The sequence below is a fragment of the Pseudomonas sp. NFPP25 genome, assembly GCF_900116505.1.
GTDB lineage: Bacteria > Pseudomonadota > Gammaproteobacteria > Pseudomonadales > Pseudomonadaceae > Aquipseudomonas > Aquipseudomonas protegens.
On the sequence record NZ_FPBG01000001.1, the window covers coordinates 50,720 to 66,964 of the forward strand.

At 66.8% G+C, this 16,245-nt stretch carries 12 protein-coding genes; 11 read left to right on the forward strand and 1 reads right to left on the reverse strand.

Features of this window, described 5'->3' with window-relative positions; genetic code table 11:
* Position 1 precedes the first annotated feature (1 nt).
* The 11 genes from cobN (at position 2) to BM382_RS00230 (ending at position 14,957) form a co-directional block, all read left to right on the forward strand.
* Positions 2–3,775, forward strand: a complete 3,774-nt coding sequence (gene cobN / locus BM382_RS00180; RefSeq protein ID WP_072441235.1) for a cobaltochelatase subunit CobN — start codon at positions 2–4, stop codon at positions 3,773–3,775.
* Between the two features lie 128 nt (positions 3,776–3,903).
* Positions 3,904–4,911, forward strand: a complete 1,008-nt coding sequence (locus BM382_RS00185; RefSeq protein ID WP_011061929.1) for a magnesium chelatase ATPase subunit I — start codon at positions 3,904–3,906, stop codon at positions 4,909–4,911.
* A 53-nt stretch (positions 4,912–4,964) separates the two neighbouring features.
* The gene (locus BM382_RS00190) at positions 4,965–5,561 is read left to right on the forward strand and encodes a vWA domain-containing protein (RefSeq protein ID WP_026020114.1); all 597 of its coding nucleotides are present in this window, start codon (positions 4,965–4,967) and stop codon (positions 5,559–5,561) included.
* A 182-nt stretch (positions 5,562–5,743) separates the two neighbouring features.
* Positions 5,744–7,390 (forward strand): phospholipase D-like domain-containing protein, encoded by a 1,647-nt coding sequence (locus tag BM382_RS00195; RefSeq protein WP_011061927.1) that lies wholly within the window; start codon positions 5,744–5,746, stop codon positions 7,388–7,390.
* An 84-nt stretch (positions 7,391–7,474) separates the two neighbouring features.
* Entirely contained in the window at positions 7,475–8,377 is a 903-nt protein-coding gene (locus BM382_RS00200; protein WP_072441237.1) for a LysR family transcriptional regulator, read from the forward strand.
* 161 nt (positions 8,378–8,538) lie between these two features.
* A complete protein-coding gene (locus tag BM382_RS00205) occupies positions 8,539–9,651 on the forward strand; it encodes a tartrate dehydrogenase (protein ID WP_041118883.1) in 1,113 nt (370 codons plus the stop codon).
* 4 nt (positions 9,652–9,655) lie between these two features.
* A complete protein-coding gene (locus BM382_RS00210; RefSeq protein WP_072441240.1) occupies positions 9,656–11,104 on the forward strand; it encodes an aldehyde dehydrogenase family protein in 1,449 nt (482 codons plus the stop codon).
* 48 nt (positions 11,105–11,152) lie between these two features.
* Positions 11,153–11,911: an SDR family oxidoreductase gene (locus BM382_RS00215; RefSeq protein WP_011061923.1), complete on the forward strand. Its 759-nt coding sequence runs from the start codon at positions 11,153–11,155 to the stop codon at positions 11,909–11,911.
* Positions 11,912–12,103: 192 nt separating this feature from the next.
* A complete protein-coding gene (locus BM382_RS00220; RefSeq protein WP_072441243.1) occupies positions 12,104–13,078 on the forward strand; it encodes a cyclase family protein in 975 nt (324 codons plus the stop codon).
* Positions 13,079–13,159: 81 nt separating this feature from the next.
* Positions 13,160–13,672: a hypothetical protein gene (locus tag BM382_RS00225; RefSeq protein WP_072441246.1), complete on the forward strand. Its 513-nt coding sequence runs from the start codon at positions 13,160–13,162 to the stop codon at positions 13,670–13,672.
* Between the two features lie 109 nt (positions 13,673–13,781).
* Positions 13,782–14,957 (forward strand): acetyl-CoA acetyltransferase, encoded by a 1,176-nt coding sequence (locus BM382_RS00230; protein WP_072441248.1) that lies wholly within the window; start codon positions 13,782–13,784, stop codon positions 14,955–14,957.
* A 22-nt stretch (positions 14,958–14,979) separates the two neighbouring features.
* Here the strand turns inward: BM382_RS00230 and BM382_RS00235 are convergent, their stop codons facing one another.
* Positions 14,980–16,191: a hypothetical protein gene (locus BM382_RS00235; RefSeq protein ID WP_019094340.1), complete on the reverse strand. Its 1,212-nt coding sequence runs from the start codon at positions 16,189–16,191 to the stop codon at positions 14,980–14,982.
* Positions 16,192–16,245 lie beyond the last annotated feature (54 nt).

Here is a 16,245-nt window from a genome sequence, read left to right on the forward strand (position 1 = left end):
CATGCACCTGCTCAGGACCCAGCCCGGCGGTTTCGTGTCGGATGACAACATTGCCGACCTGGGACAAACCCCCGCCGAGCTGGTGATCCTGTGCAGCGGCGATTCCAGCCTGGCGCTGCTGGCGGACGCCGCCGAGCAATTGCCCGAGGACTACCCGAGCTTTCGCCTGGCCAATCCGATGCAGGTGCAGAACCACGCCTCGGTGGACCTGTATGTGGACCAGGTGCTGCGCCACGCCAAGGTCATCCTGATTTCCCTGCACGGTGGCATCGCCTACTGGCGCTACGGCGTCGAGCAGTTGGTGGAGCTGTCCAGGCGCGGGGTGCAGTTGATCCTGGTGCCGGGGGACGACCGCCTGGACCCGGAACTCAGCGACTTGAGCACGGTGGCTGCCGGCGAACGCGACCGCCTGTGGCAATACCTGCGCCAGGGCGGCCGCGATAACGCCTTGAACTTCTATCGCTGCCTGGCCAGCGGCCTGCTGGGGCGCAACTACCCCTGGAGCGAGCCGCAGGCCCTGCCACGCACGGCGATCTACCACCCGCACAAAAGCCAGGCTGCCCTCAGTGACTGGCAGGCCGACTGGCAGCCGGGGCAAGCCGTGGCGGCGCTGCTGTTCTACCGCTCCCACCTGCAGGCGGCCAACACCGGCTTTATCGACCTGTTCTGCCAGCGCTTGCTGGCGGCGGGCCTCAACCCCTTGCCGATAGCGGTGGCCAGCCTCAAGGAACCGGGCTGCCTGAGCCAGGTGGAAGACTGGCTGGATGAAACCGCGGCCGGGGTGATCCTCAACACCACAGGCTTCGCCCAGTCCAGCCCCGAAGCCCCGCACCTGCGGCCGTTCCGCCGCAATATCCCGGTGATCCAGGCGATCTGCGCCCAGGACAACGAACCGGGCTGGCGTGACAGCGAGCAGGGCCTGGGGCCGCGGGACCTGGCCATGCACATCGCCTTGCCGGAACTGGACGGGCGCATCATCAGCCGGCCCATCAGCTTCAAGGACCTGGCCTGGCGCAGCGAGCGCAGCCAGTCGGACGTGGTCTGCTATCGCGGCCAGCCCGAACGCATGGATTTCGTCGCCGAACTGGCCCGGCGCTGGGTCGAACTGGGGCGCCTGGACAACGGCCACAAACGCGTGGCCCTGGTACTGGCCAACTACCCGACCCGGGACGGGCGCATTGGCAACGGTGTAGGCCTGGACACCCCGGCGGCGGCGCTGAACATCCTCAAGGCACTGCACGCCGAAGGCTATCCGCTGCCGGCCGAACTGCCCGCCAGCGGCACCGAGTTGATCCAGCAGTTGCTGGGTGGGGTGAGCAACGACCTGGACAGCCTCGACCAGCGCCCCTGCCAGCAAAGCCTGGCCATGGCCGACTACCTGACGCTGTTCCAGGCCCTGCCCGAAGCCAACCGCCAAGCGGTGCTGGCGCGCTGGGGCACGCCGCAGCAGGACCCGATGTGCCGCAACGGGCGGATGATGATCGCCGGCCTGCGCTTTGGCCTGACCTTCGTCGGTATCCAGCCGGCCCGGGGTTACCAGGTGGACCCCAGCGCGGTCTACCACGACCCGGACCTGGTGCCGCCCCATGGCTACCTGGCGTTCTACTTCTGGCTGCGCCAGGCCTACGGCGCCCACGCGCTGATCCATGTCGGCAAGCACGGCAACCTGGAATGGCTGCCGGGCAAGGGCGTGGGGCTTTCCGAGCAATGCTGGCCGGATGCGCTGCTGGGGCCGTTGCCGAACATCTACCCGTTCATCGTCAACGACCCGGGGGAGGGCGCCCAGGCCAAGCGCCGCACCCAGGCGGTGATCATCGATCACCTGATGCCGCCCCTGACCCGCGCCGAGACTTATGGCCCGCTGCGCAACCTGGAACTGCTGGCGGACGAATACTACGAAGCCCAGTTGCTGGACCCGCGCCGGGCCCGGGAGCTGCAGCGGGACATTCTCAAGCTGGTGCGCGAGACCCATATCGACCGCGAGCTGCAATTGGGCGAACAGCTCGACAGCGACGCCGACGCCGCGCTCTGGCTGCCGCGCCTGGACACCTACCTGTGCGACCTCAAGGAGTCGCAGATCCGCGATGGCCTGCACCTGTTCGGCGAGTCCCCCGAGGGGCGCTTGCGCATCGACACCCTGTTGGCCCTGCTACGCATTCCCCGGGGCGACGGCAAGGGCGCCCATGCCAGCCTGCTGCGGGCCCTGGCCAAGGCTTTCGGCCTGGGTTTCGACCCCCTGGACTGTGCCCTGTCCGAGCCCTGGACCGGGCGCCGCCCGCCCGTGCTGCAACAGTTGAGCAAGGCGCTGTGGCGCACCGCCGGTGACGTTCGCGAGCGCCTGGAGCTCTACGCCGCCGGGTTGATCGAAGCGGCGCTGCAAGGGCCCGTCCCACAGCTGGACGAACCCGGCTGGGAGCCGGTGCAGAGCATCATCGACGGCCTGCGCGAGGTGGTCGCACCGCGTTTGGACGCCTGTGGCCCGGCGGAAATGCGCGGCCTGCTGGACGCCCTGAACGGGCGTTTCGTGCCTGCCGGCCCCAGTGGCGCGCCAAGCCGCGGGCGCCTGGACGTGCTGCCCACCGGGCGCAACTTCTACTCGGTGGATGTGCGCAACCTGCCCACCACCACCGCCTGGCGCATCGGTTTCCAGTCGGCCAACCTGATTCTCGAACGCCACTTGCAGGATCACGGCGACCACCTGCTGCAATTGGGCCTGTCGGTCTGGGGCACCGCCACCATGCGCACCGGTGGCGACGACATCGCCCAGGCCATGGCCCTGATGGGGGTACGCCCGGTGTGGGCCACCGGCAGCCAGCGGGTCGATGACTTCGAGATCCTGCCCCTGAGCCTGCTGGACCGGCCGCGGGTCGATGTGACCCTGCGTGTTTCCGGGTTCTTCCGCGATGCCTTCGCCAACCTGATCCGCCTGTTCGATGCGGCGGTGCAGGCGGTAGCGGCTCTCGATGAACCCGAGGACTTGAACCCGCTGGCGGCCAGGGTGCGTGCCGAGCGCGCGGCCCTGGAGGCTTCTGGGCTGGATGCCGACGCCGCCTCGCGCCAGGCCGGCTGGCGGATCTTCGGCGCTAAGCCGGGGGCCTATGGCGCCGGGGTCCAGGGCGCCATCGACGGCCGCCTGTGGCAGAGCCGCGAGGACCTGGCAGAGGTCTACCTGAACTGGGGTGGCTACGCCTATGGTGGCAGCGACGAAGGCACTGCCGCCCGCGAGCAGTTCGCCACCCGCCTGAGCCGGGTGCAGGCGGTGCTGCAGAACCAGGACAACCGCGAGCACGACCTGCTGGACTCCAACGACTACTACCAGTTCCAGGGCGGCATGCTGGCGGCGGTGGAAAGCCTCAGCGGCGCCAAGGCCGCCAGCTACCACGGCGATCACAGCCAGCCGGACCTGCCGAAGATCCGTACCCTCAAGGAAGAACTGAACCGGGTGATCCGTTCCCGGGCGGCCAACCCGAAGTGGATCGAAGGGGTCAAGCGCCATGGCTACAAGGGCGCCTTCGAAATGGCCGCGACCCTGGACAACCTGTTCGCCTTCGACGCCACCACCGAACTGATCGACGATCACCAGTACGCCTTGCTGGCCGATGCCTATCTGCTCGATGGCTCGACCCGCGAGTTCGTCCGCCAGCATAATCCCCACGCCCTGCGGGACATGACCGAGCGCCTGCTGGAAGCTCAGCAGCGTGGCCTGTGGCAAGAGCCCGGCGATTATCGTGAAGCCCTGGAAAACCTGCTGCTGGATATAGAAGAAGATTCCTGAGGCGGCGAGTGCTGCGCACTCGATCGCCAGCAAGCTCGCTCCTACAGGGCTGGCATTGCCGTTGTAGGAGCGAGCTTGCTCGCGAAAGCGTCCTGCGGGACACCCCCCGACCCAAGCGAGACCCTGACATGAGCGACACCCCACATTTCCCGCTGTCCGCCGTGGTCGGCGCCGAAGCACTGAAACTGGCCCTGTGCCTGACCGCCATCGACCCGAAGATCGGCGGCGTGCTGATCGAAGGCCCACGGGGCATGGCCAAGTCGACCCTGGCCCGGGGCCTGGCGGACCTGTTGGCCAGCGGGCAGTTCGTCACCTTGCCCCTGGGCGCCACCGAAGAGCGTCTGGTGGGCACCCTGGACCTGGACGCCGCCCTGGGCCAGGGCCGGGCGCAATTTTCTCCGGGGGTGCTGGCCAAGGCCGACGGCGGCGTGCTCTACGTCGATGAAGTCAACCTGCTGCCTGACCACTTGGTGGACCTGTTGCTGGACGTGGCCGCCAGCGGCACCAACCTGATCGAGCGCGACGGTATTTCCCACCGCCATTCGGCGAAGTTCGTGCTGATCGGCACCATGAACCCGGAGGAGGGCGAACTGCGTCCGCAACTGCTGGACCGTTTTGGCCTCAACGTCGCCCTCAGCGGCCAGCCCGCGCCCCAGGAGCGCGGGCAGATCATTCGCCGCCGCCTGGATTTCGACAGCGATCCCCAGGGCTTCTGCGCCCAGTGGGCCGAACCCCAGACGGCATTGCGCGAGCGCTGCCAACAGGCGCGGGCCGCCCTGGCCAGCATCCCGCTGGACGACCAGGCCCTGGCGCTGATTACCGAGCGCTGCTTTGCTGCTGCCGTGGACGGCCTGCGCGCCGACCTGGTCTGGCTGCGCGCGGCCCGCGCCCATGCCGCCTGGCGTGGCGCCCCGGCGATTGCCGAGGAGGATATCGACGCCGTGGCCGAGTTCGCCTTGCGCCACCGGCGGCGGGAGACACCGCCCAGCGCGCCACAGTCCGGGCAAAGCCCCCAGGCACCGGCGCCATCCAACGCCAACCCCAGCGAAGGCCAGGGCCAATGGGGCGAAATGCCGGCCCAGGCCCTGCCCACCGGCGCCCGTCGTGAAGTGCCCAGCTGGCCAAAAAAGCCCTAGGCATCCGCCCCCGCACTGACCGGGGGGCGGATGCCAAGCCCCGGGCGGGGCACCTGGATCACGGCCGGCAAGGCAAAAGCCGCGAGGCCAGCGCCGGTTCGGTCAACTGGCCCGGCACCTTGCTCAAAGGCCGTCCACGGTTGCGTGCAGACCTGCTGTTTCGCTTGCGCAGCCGCTCGCCCCATGAGCTGTGGCTGGTGATAGTCGACGCGTCGGCCTCGACCCGCCGGCACAGCGCCCTGAGCGATGCCAAGGGCCTGCTGGCGCAACTGTTCGACGACGCCTACCGACAGCGTGCACGCCTGGCCCTGCTCACTGCCAGCGGCCGTGCGCCGAGCTGGCAGGTCCAGGGCCTGAAGGCCTCCAGGGACCTGCGGCACTGGCTCGACGGCCTGGGTGCCGGCGGCGGCACGCCCTTGCCCCAAGCCCTGAACGAAGCGGCCCAGTGGCTGGAACAACGCCAACGGCGCCTGCCGGCGGAGCAGCAGCGCGTGCTGCTGATCACCGATGGCCGGCTGAAGAACCTGCCACCGCCCAGGCCCCTGAACTGCCCGACCTTGCTGCTCGACATCGAACGAGGCCCGATCCGCCTGGGCCGCGCCCGCGAACTGGCGACTCTCCTCAACGCTGTTTACCAGCATATCGACTGACTACCTCCCCGACACACCGCACATCCCCCGTAGGAGCTGGCTTGCCAGCGAAAGCGTCCGGCCTGGCGGTGCAAGTCTTCAAGGGCCTCTTCGCCGGCAAGCCGGCTCCTACAGGGATTTGCCTTGGCATGCCGGGGCGGGAAGCGGCTACGCTTTGCGCTGTCTTTCACAGGAGTGACTTCATGCGGGTACTGGTGCGTAACGACAAGGACGATTTCCGGGTCAAGGCCTATGCCGGAACCAACGGGGTGCTGCTGGCCATGGACCTGGATGCGTCGCGGCGCCAGGGCCTGTTGGGTTTTGCCATCGAAAAACAGACCGGCAGCAAGCCCTGGCTGTTTCTGTTCAACAGCCTGACCTTCCCCGGCAAGGCCCATACCTTCCCCCAATACAACGCCACCCCCAGCGATCAGGCGCCCCTGCAGAAATTCCGCTGGGCCGACTACGCGGTCAACCCCGGCGCCACCCTCAACTACCGGGTGCACCTGGCCTATGGCAACCCGGACGCGCCGCAACTGGGCGAGTCCCTGCAGTTGAGCATCACCGCCGACAACGGCCAGCCTCCCGGCCAGCGGGTGATCTTCAACCGTGCGGTGGCTGCCAGCCAGGCGTTCTCGCGCAAGTTTCCCGAGCTCGATGCGTTGCTCAGCGCCAACAAGAACCTGCCCATCGAAAAGTGGCCGGACGCGCCCCGCCAGTGGCTGGAAAACGGCCTGCTGGAGGCGCTGCTGGGGTTCATTCAGCGCGCCACGGACGCCAGCTGGAGCCTGGACATCGCCATCTACGAGTACCAGTTGCAGGCGATCATCGATGCCGTCAACGCGGCTTTCGACCGCGGCGTACAGGTGCGGGTGCTGTACCACGCCGCCCCCGGCGATGCCGACACCACGATGAACCAGGCCAGCCTGCAGCACCTGCCCGAGGCCAATAAGCGCGGGCGGGTGACCCACGCGATCTTCCACGACAAGTTCATCGTCCTCGGCCGCCTCGACGCCGCCGGCCAGCGCCAGCCACAATCGGTGCTGTGCGGCAGCACCAACTTCACCGCCAATGGTGTCTACCGTCAGGCCAACGTGTTGCACAGCCTCGACCACGTGGACATCGCCACGCGCTACCTGGAGGTGTTCGAGCAGGTCTGGGCGACGCCGGCGGATGTCGGCGCTACGCGCACCTGGCTGACCCGGAACAACCCCATGCAGCCGCAGGCACCGCTGTTCGCCGGGTTTTCCCCGCGCAGCGGCCAGGGCGACCTCGCGGAGTTCGTCGATATCATCAACGGCGCCCGCCGCGACCTGCTGTTCGTCACCGCCTTCGCCTTGCCCGACAGCATTCTCGATGCCTTGCTCGGCCAGCCCCACGACGATGTGTTGCGCTACGGCCTGCAGAACACCGCCAGCCGCATCACCGGTTTTCACGCCGACCGCACGGCCGAGTTCGCCGCCACCGCCTTGCTCAACAATGGCCTGGAGGGCTGGCTCAAGGAGGGGCTCAAAGGCCAGAAGGGCAACCTGCTGGTGCACACCAAGGCCATCGTCACCGACTTCACCAGCGAGGCGCCGGTGATCATCAGCGGCAGTCACAACCTCAGCGTCGGCGCGAGCCAGAGCAATGACGAGAACTTCCTGATCATCCGCGGCGATATCGACCTGGCGGACCGCTACGGCCTGGAGCTGCTGCGGTTCTACGAACACTACCGCTTCCGCTACTTCGCCAGGCAATTGGCCCTCAAGCAGGTTCAGCCCCTGGCGGTGGACGACAGCTGGAGCAACGCCTACTACCTGGAAGGGGATCTGCGCCAGCTGTCGCGGCTGCGTTTTTCCGGGCGCTGACCGGGGCTGCGAGCAGCCGCCACAAGGTTGGACAGGGCGCGCCCGACTGGGTAGTTTTCACGGACCGCGCACAAGGACCCTGCCATGGCCCCGGACCTGACCTCCATCGAGCTGTTTCTCAAGGCCCTGACCCTGGGCAACCTGTCCCGGGCCGCCGAGCAGTCGCACCTGTCGCTGTCCGCCGCCAGCCGGCGCCTGTCGCTGCTGGAGCAGCATTTCAAGGTGGCGCTGCTGACCCGCACCTCCACCGGGGTATTGCCGACGGCGGCGGGGCAGGCCCTGGCCGAGCACGCCCGCTCGCTGTTGCGGGCGGTGGATGTGATGCACGCCGACCTGGCCGACTTCGCCAAGGGCGCCACCGGCCGGGTCAGCCTGTACGCCAACAGTTCGGCCATGAGCCAGGAACTGCCCCGGCAATTGACCCAGTGGAGCGACCTGCACCCGGGCATTCGCGTGGACATCCGCGAGGAGCGCAGCCGCGAGATCCTCCTGGCGGTGTGTGACGGCGTGGCCGATGTGGGCATCGTCACCACCCGGCCACGGGGCCAGGACCTGCATTTCATCCCTTATTGCCGCGACCGGTTGTGCCTGATCGTGCCCCAGGACCACCCGTTCAAGATGAGCCACGCGCGCTTTCAGGACCTGTTGGGCTATGACTTCGTCGGCCTGGAGGACAACGCCGCGATCACTCCCCTGATCAGCGAGGCGGCCGCGGCGGTGAGCATGCCCTTGCGCCTGCGGGTGCAGGTGCGCAGCTTCGAGGCCGTGTGCCGGCTGATCGCCGCAGGGCAGGGCGTGGGGGTGCTGCCCCAGGGAGCGGTGCAGATCTTTCGCAAGGAGATGGCCTTGCGTTTTATCGAAATCGACGACCCCTGGGCCGACCGCCAGATGTACCTCTGCCGGCGCCAGGAACAGCCGTCCCTGGCCAGTCGCGAGCTGTTCGACTACCTGGCCGGTTGCGGGCAGGCCGCGGCAGCCGCGGGCTAGCCGCCGGTCATAGCAGGACTCTTCCCGCGTGCCTTCGAATTTTGCGAAGGCGGTTTCCATAATGAGCAATTCCCACTGGCCCCGCGCTGTGGCCAGAATGGGCTCGCCCGTGCGCTTGACCTGCCTCCATAACAACAACACGTCAGACCAGGAGAGACGGCTTGTCCAGGATCAATCCCGCTGTAAAACCTCCCCATCGCATTGCGGTGATCGCCGGTGACGGCATCGGCCGCGAAGTGGTCCCCGAAGGCCTGCGTGTGCTGGAAGCCGTCAGCCGGCGCTTCGGCATCGCCTTGCAATTCGATCATTTCAACTGGTGCAGCGAGCACTACCAGGCCCATGGCAGCATGATGCCCGACGACTGGGCGCAGCAGATCGGTGGCCACGAGGCGATCTTCTTCGGCGCCGTGGGCGCGCCGGACATCGTGCCCGACCATATTGCGGTCTGGGATTCGCTGCTGAAGATCCGCCGCCAGTTCGACCAGTACGTGAACATCCGCCCGGTGCGGCTGATGCCCGGGGTGCCGTGCCCGCTGGCCGGCCGGGCGCCGGGGGACATCGATTTCATCGTGGTGCGGGAAAACACCGAGGGCGAGTATTCCAGCGTCGGCGGGCGCATGTGGGAGGGCACCCCGCGGGAGATTGCCCTGCAGGAGTCGGTGTTTTCCCGCCATGGTGTGGACCGGGTGGTGAACTACGCCTTCGAACTCGCCAGCCGCCGGCCCCGGCGCAACCTGGTGGCGGCCACCAAGTCCAACGGCATCGCCATCACCATGCCGTTCTGGGACGAACGGGTGGAGGCGCTGGCCCAGGCCTACCCTCAGGTCGCGACCCGCAAGTTCCACATCGACATTCTCTGCGCGCACTTCGTCCAGCACCCGGACTGGTTCGACGTGGTGGTGGCCTCCAACCTGTTCGGCGACATCCTCTCCGACCTGGGCCCGGCCTGCACCGGCACCATCGGCATTGCGCCCTCGGCCAACCTCAACCCGGAGCGCCTGTACCCCTCGCTGTTCGAGCCGGTGCATGGTTCGGCGCCGGATATCGCCGGTCTCGGCGTGGCCAATCCGATCGGCCAGATCTGGTCGGCGGCCCTGATGATCGAACACCTGGGGCAGGGCGATGAACTTTACCAGCGGGCCGCGGCGGCGATTGTCGAAAGCATCGAGACGGTGCTCGCCGAAGGGCCGCGCACCCGGGAAATGGGCGGCACCGCCAGCACCGTGGAAGTGGGGCGGGCGATTGCCGAGTGTCTGGCTGGAAACAGGAGCTGAACAGATGACCCTCGAACACTACATCGACAACCAATGGCAAGCCTCGTCCTGGGCCGAAGACATTCCGGTGCAGGACCCCAGCACCGGCATCAGCTATGCGCGGATCGCCCGGGGCACCGCCGAGGACATCGACCTGGCGGTGCAGGCCGCGCAACGGGCCCTGGGGGACAATTTCGACGGCCCCTGGGGCAGCCTCTCGGCCCTGGAGCGCGGGCGTCTGCTGGCGCGCCTGGGCCAGGCGGTGCTGGAGCACCATGAAGAGCTGGCGCAGATCGAAGCCCGGGACACCGGCAAGGCACTCAAGGTGGCCCGCGCCGACGCCACCGCCCTGGCGCGCTATTTCGAGTACTACGCTGGGGCCGCCGACAAACTCCACGGCGAGACCTTGCCCTATCAGGCCGGCTATACCGTGCTCACGGTGCGCGAGCCCCATGGCGTTACCGGGCACATCATTCCCTGGAACTACCCGATGCAGATCTTCGGCCGCAGCGTCGGCGCTGCCCTGGCGGCGGGCAACGCCTGCGTGGTCAAGCCTGCCGAGGACGCCAGCCTGTCGCTGCTGCGGCTGGCGGAGCTGGCGGCCCAGGTCGGCTTCCCGGCGGGCAGCCTGAATGTGGTCAGCGGCTATGGCCACGAAGCCGGTGCCGCGTTGTGCGCCCATCCTGGCGTCGCGCATATCTCGTTCACCGGTTCCACCGGCACCGGCGCCCTGGTGGCCAAGGCGGCGGCCGAACGGCATTGCCCGGTAACCCTGGAGCTGGGCGGCAAGTCGCCGCAGATCGTCTTCGCCGATGCCGATGTGGAGCGGGCGCTGCCCGTGCTGATCAACGCCATCGTGCAAAACTGCGGCCAGACCTGTTCCGCCGGCAGCCGCCTGCTGGTGCAGCGCAGCCTGTATGAACCGCTGCTGGAACGCCTGGCCCAGTGCTTTGGCCAACTGCGCGCCGGGCCCTCGGAGCTGGATCTGGACATGGGCCCGCTGATCAACCAGAAACAGCTGCGCCAGGTCCGGGAGTTCGTCCGCGAGGCCGAGGCCGCCGGCATCCGGGTGGCGGCGCGTGGGCAGGTGGTGGCCGAGGCCGGCAGCGGCGGCTACTTCCACGAAGCGGTGCTGTTTCGCGATGTGCCGCCAGACAGTCGCCTGGCCCGGGAGGAAGTGTTCGGCCCGGTGCTGGCGGTGATGCCCTTCGAGGACGAGGCCGAGGCCATTGGCCTGGCCAACGACAGCGCCTTCGGACTGGTGGCCGGGGTCTGGACCCGGGACGGTGCGCGTCAGTTGCGCATGGCCCACAAGCTGCGCTGTGGCCAGGTGTTCATCAACAACTACGGCGCCGGTGGCGGCGTCGAACTGCCCTTTGGCGGAGTCAAGGCCAGCGGCTACGGGCGCGAGAAAGGCTTCGAGGCCCTGCTGGGTTTTACCGCCTTGAAGACCATCGCCATTCGTCACGACTGAGGGCCGCCACTACGGCGGCCAATAACAACAAAAACAGGAGTCACTAGCATGCGTCTAGCCCATAAAACTGCCATCGTCACCGGCGCCGGTTCCGGCTTTGGTGAAGGCATCGCCAAGACCTTCGCCCAGCAGGGCGCCCGGGTTGTAATCGCCGACATGAACGCCACGGGCGGCCAGCGGGTGGCGCAGGAAATCCGCGATGCCGGCGGCCAGGCCCACTTCATCGAGGTCAACGTGGCCCAGGACGCCAGCGTTGCCGCGCTGCTGCGCAACACCCTGGAGCAATACGGCGGCCTGGACATCGTGGTCAACAACGCCGGCACCACCCACCGCAACCGGCCGATGCTGGAAGTGGACGAGGCCGAGTTCGACCGGGTGTTCGCGGTCAACGTCAAAAGCATCTTCCTCAGCGCCAAGCACTTCGTGCCGCATTTTCGTGGCCAGGGCGGCGGGGTGTTCATCAACATCGCCTCCACGGCGGCGATCCGGCCGCGTCCGGGGCTGGTCTGGTACAACGGCAGCAAGGGCGCGGTGGTGGTGATGAGCAAGACCATGGCCGCCGAGCTGGGGCCGGACAACATCCGCGTCAACTGCGTCAACCCGGTGGTGGGCGCCACGGCCCTGCTCAGTGAGTTCATGGGGGTGCCGGACACCCCGGAAAACCGCCAGAAATTCATGGCCACCATTCCCCTGGGACGCTTCTCCACCCCCCAGGATGTGGCCAACGCCTGCCTCTACCTGGCCTCTGACGAGGCGGCCTTCATCACCGGCACCTGTCTGGAAGTGGATGGTGGACGTTGCGTCTGATGATCTGTAAAACCCTCGAGGCCAGAGCCCCGGCGCGTGCGATCCGCGCTTCGTGTAGCCGCTGCCGCAGGCTGCGAACGGCCCGCAGGGCCACAAGGTTCCAGGGGGCGCCGGGGCTTGACGGTTGATCGCCAGGCAAGGCCACGCGAGCATTTTCGCCCGTTTCAACCCAATCAATGGAGTGCATTCGACATGTGTGGGATCGAGAACAACAAGAACCACCCCAATACCCGGCAACTGCTTGAAGGCCTGCCCAAGAACTGGGGCAAGTGGGGCCCGGACGACGAAGTCGGTGCCCTCAACTACCTGCAACAGGCCGAGATACTGCGGGGCGTGGCCGCCGTGCGCCAGGGCAAGACCTTCACCCTGCAAGTGCAGATCGGCCATCCCGGCGGCGACCCGATGTGGCCGGCACGCAACCCTTCGATGCGTTTCAATACCCTGGACCGCAGCCACTATCAGGCCGGCAAGCAGCCCTCCATGACCGGTGGCGCCGAGTACTGCGACGACGTGATCTTCATGCAGCTCCAGGGCTCGACCCAGTACGACGCCCTGGGCCATGCCTGGTACGACAACCAGCTGTGGAACGGCTACGACGCCAGCAGCACTGTCGGCGGCATGGCCAAGGCCAGTGTGTTGCCGATTGCCGAGCGCGGCGTGGTGGGCCGTGCGGTGCTGATCGACATGGCCCGGCACCGCGGCAAGAAGTACCTGGGGCGCGGCGAGACCTTCAACCACCTGGACCTGCTGGCCGCTGCCCAGGCCCAGGGCGTGGCCATCGAGAAGCGCGACATCCTCATCATCCGCACCGGTTCCATGGGCGCCTTCTACGAGTACGGCAAGACCGAGTTCTTCAAGGACCTGGTGGAACCCGGGCTGACCTACAGCCGGGAACTGGTGGACTGGTTCAACCAGATGGAGATCCCCAATCTGGTCACCGACACCATCGCCAACGAGGTGATCACCGACCCGGTGTCCGGGGTGCAGATTCCCCTGCATTGCGCGCTGATGCGCAACCTGGGGATCGCCTTCACCGAGATCGTGCTGCTTGAAGAACTGGCCGAGGATTGCGCCGCCGATGGCCAGTGGACCTTCCTCTACACCGCCGCGCCGCTGAAGATCGTCGGCGGCAGCGGAGCGCCGGTGAACCCCATCGTCATCAAGTAACCGCTGTTTGCTGGTGGCGAGGCGGGCGCAGGGTTTATCCTGCGCCCCCTCACCAAGACCGATAGGGATCATCGACCGATCATGCATGACGATTCACATTCGCCGGACTGCAGTTGCTGCCTGGATCATGCCAGTGCCCATCAGGGTGTGCTCGATACCCTGGAATTGATGGCCGGCCACCCCGAGGCCAGTGAAGACGACATCGTCCAACTGCTGCAGGAGCGTGGCTACTCGGCCATCGCCGCAGAAAAACTCAACGTCTTCGTGCCGTCGGCCTTCTCCTGGATAGTGCTCAAGCGCCTGGGGGTGGAGCACTTGCCCAATCACTTCATCGCCCTGGATGAGGCGGGCCAGGAGGTCCGGATTCCAGTGGCCGACCAGCACTATTTCACCGCCGCGCTGACCCTGGCCTACAACACCTTTGAAAACGGCTGGAGCGAGGTCCTGCCGCGCAAGACCTACGAAATGGTTGCCGGCCGCAGCGCTGAAATGGCCATGGCCAACGAGGCGCTGTATGCCGGGGAATCTTTGCAGGGCTCCACTCTGGAACCCTTGCAACTGCTGCGCCTGGATGCCCAGGCCGCGCTGATCTGAGCACCTGGCGCAACACTACCTACACTGATGGGCAGTCACCCCGGCCGAGGGCCCTTGCGCACGCAGGCCGCTGGCCGGGACCACCCGCCTTCAGTACAGGAGAACCCCCATGAACCATGAATCCGTTTGCATCGTCGCGGCGGCCCACACCCGCTTTGGCCGCCTCGATGGCAGCCTGGAAGACCTGATTGTCCAGGTCACCCGCGACGTGTTGGTGGACGCCGCCATTGACGCCGGGGCGATCGATGCGCTGTTTCTCGGCCAGTTCAACTCCGGGCTGGTGCCTGATGGTTTTCCCGCGTCCCTGATGCTCCAGGCCGACCCGCAGTTGCGCTTCAAGCCGGCCACCCGCTGCGAAAACGCCTGTGCTTCCGGCTCGGCGGCGATCCAGGCCGGGATCAACGCGATCCGCAGCGGCGCCGCCGAACTGGTGTTGGTGGTGGGGGCGGAAAAGATGACCGGCAACAGCACCGCCGAGGTCACCCGGGCCCTGGCCGGGGCCGGCTACCAGAACGACCCGCAAGAGGCCGGCCTGAGCTTTGCCCAACTGTTCGGCCAAGTGGCCCAGCGCTACACCGAGCGCTACCAGAGCCCCCTGGCTGCCATGGCGGCGATTGCCGTGAAGAACCACGCCAACGCCATGGCCAACCCCCTGGCGCAGATGCATCGGGCCATGGATTTTGCCCACTGCAACAGCGTCTCGCCCGGCAACCCGCTGATCGCCGAGCCCCTGCGTCTGACCGACTGTTCGCTGATCAGCGATGGCGCGGCGGCGATCCTCCTTGCGTCGCCGCGCCGGGCCCGGGAGTTCCGCCGTGAAGTGGCGATCCGCGCCCTGAGCCAGGTGAACGACTTCCTGCCCATGGCGCGCCGCGACGTGCTGGCCTTCGAAGGCCCGCAACTGGCGATCCAGGGCGCCTTGCACGAAGCCGGCCTGGGCCTGGACGACCTGGCGTTCGCCGAAGTCCACGACTGCTTCACCATCGCCGAACTGCTGATCTACGAAGCCATGGGCCTGGCGCCCAAGGGTGAAGGCCATCGAGCCCTGGACGAAGGCTGGGTGAATGCCGACGGACGCCTGCCGGTGAACCTCTCCGGCGGGCTCAAGGCCAAGGGACATCCGGTGGGCGCCACCGGTGTGTCGATGCATGCCCTGGGCTTTCGCCAGTTGACCGGCGAGTCCATTGGCCTCGCCGCGCGCTCACCGGAGTTCGGCTTGCTGTTCAACATGGGCGGCATGGCGGTGGCCAACTACGCCTCGGTGTTGCAGGCCGTCAGGGTGTAAGGGGTTCCGGCCACGCCGGCGTTCAGAGTGCCGGCGTAGCGCCCAGGGGCCCCCAGTCCAGTCTGCGGGCCACTCTCCAGTACCCCGGTTCCTGGCACATGCCAACGTAGAAGGGTTTATGAGCGAGCAATGGCTTTGGCGGCTTGTGGGTCACTTTGCTGTCGCGCACCTTGATGCAGTAGCGGGTGTAGTTGCGGATCTGGTTGAGGCTGACGTCGATCAGGTCCTGGGGGCAGATCAGCAGTGCATCACCGAACAAGAACTGCTGGAATCCCTGGATCTCCAGGCGGCCCTGAGGGCTGAGTCGGGTTTTCCACATCAGCGGGTCGAGGTCCTGTAGCTCAAACTCCTGCTGCACCGAGTAGCGTTCCACGGCTCCCTGGCGAACCTCCAGGCCGCCTGCGGCCTTGTAGGTGATCTGGCTCATGGCCCCGGGCAGCATCAGCAGGAAGGTGCAGGCCATCAACAGTGCGCAGGCTACCGAGTAGGCGATGCGTTTGTAGAGGTCCGCGTTGAGGCAGTAGAAAATCACGACGGGTAGCAGGGTAAAGGCCAGCACCAGCAGGTTCAGGATTGCCGGGAAATGGGGAGCTTCACTCAGCACCTCGTTGCTATAGGCATTGAGCAGCAACAGGCTGGGAAAGACTCCCGATATCACCGTGCTGGTCAGGCAGAAGGTGATGAGGTAGGTAAAGCCGATCCTTGAGGCCCGTGTCGCCTTGCCTGGTTTGTTCACGTTGCTGTCGAGCACCTCCTTGAAGGCCGGGCGCGAGAGCACCCCCCAGCAGGCGAGCAGCACCAGTGTCACCACCAGCAGTATGGCCAGGCCCGGATCAAGCCATTCGCTGAGGTAGTAGCTGATCAGAATGAAGCCGCCAAAGCCCGCCAGGACCGGCAGGGTCAGCCATACCACGACGTTCTTCAGGTGTTCGGGCGTGGAGTGGAACAAGCTGCACGCCAGTCCGAAGAGCAAGGTGGTGGTGGCCAGCAGTATCAGGTAGAGCACCATCAGTACCAGCACGATGACCAGCCACACCGCCAGCGCCGATTTGGCATCGATGGCGGCCATGAACAGGTCGGTGCGGCCTATTGCACGGGTGTACAGGTACAGGCTCAGCAGGCCCTGGCCGGCTGCGCCCAGTCCGATGAGGGTGCCGATCGGTCCCCAGTACGTGAGCACGCGCTTGAAATTTCTCCTGAACACTTCTTCAAAGGCGGGTCCTGCGACTTGCATGTGGGCACTCCCTGGCGACGTTGATGGCGCGGGAGTAGAGCAAGACCTCATGGG

Excerpts from the sequence above, each read along its gene's own strand:
- cobN (WP_072441235.1), top strand. The coding sequence starts at position 2 with ATGCACCTGCTCAGGACCCAGCCCGGCGGTTTCGTGTCGGATGACAAC.
- BM382_RS00185 (WP_011061929.1), top strand. The coding sequence starts at position 3,904 with ATGAGCGACACCCCACATTTCCCGCTGTCCGCCGTGGTCGGCGCCGAA.
- BM382_RS00195 (WP_011061927.1), top strand. The coding sequence starts at position 5,744 with ATGCGGGTACTGGTGCGTAACGACAAGGACGATTTCCGGGTCAAGGCC.
- BM382_RS00200 (WP_072441237.1), top strand. The coding sequence starts at position 7,475 with ATGGCCCCGGACCTGACCTCCATCGAGCTGTTTCTCAAGGCCCTGACC.
- BM382_RS00210 (WP_072441240.1), top strand. The coding sequence starts at position 9,656 with ATGACCCTCGAACACTACATCGACAACCAATGGCAAGCCTCGTCCTGG.
- BM382_RS00215 (WP_011061923.1), top strand. The coding sequence starts at position 11,153 with ATGCGTCTAGCCCATAAAACTGCCATCGTCACCGGCGCCGGTTCCGGC.
- BM382_RS00220 (WP_072441243.1), top strand. The coding sequence starts at position 12,104 with ATGTGTGGGATCGAGAACAACAAGAACCACCCCAATACCCGGCAACTG.
- BM382_RS00225 (WP_072441246.1), top strand. The coding sequence starts at position 13,160 with ATGCATGACGATTCACATTCGCCGGACTGCAGTTGCTGCCTGGATCAT.
- BM382_RS00230 (WP_072441248.1), top strand. The coding sequence starts at position 13,782 with ATGAACCATGAATCCGTTTGCATCGTCGCGGCGGCCCACACCCGCTTT.
- BM382_RS00235 (WP_019094340.1), bottom strand. The coding sequence starts at position 16,191 with ATGCAAGTCGCAGGACCCGCCTTTGAAGAAGTGTTCAGGAGAAATTTC.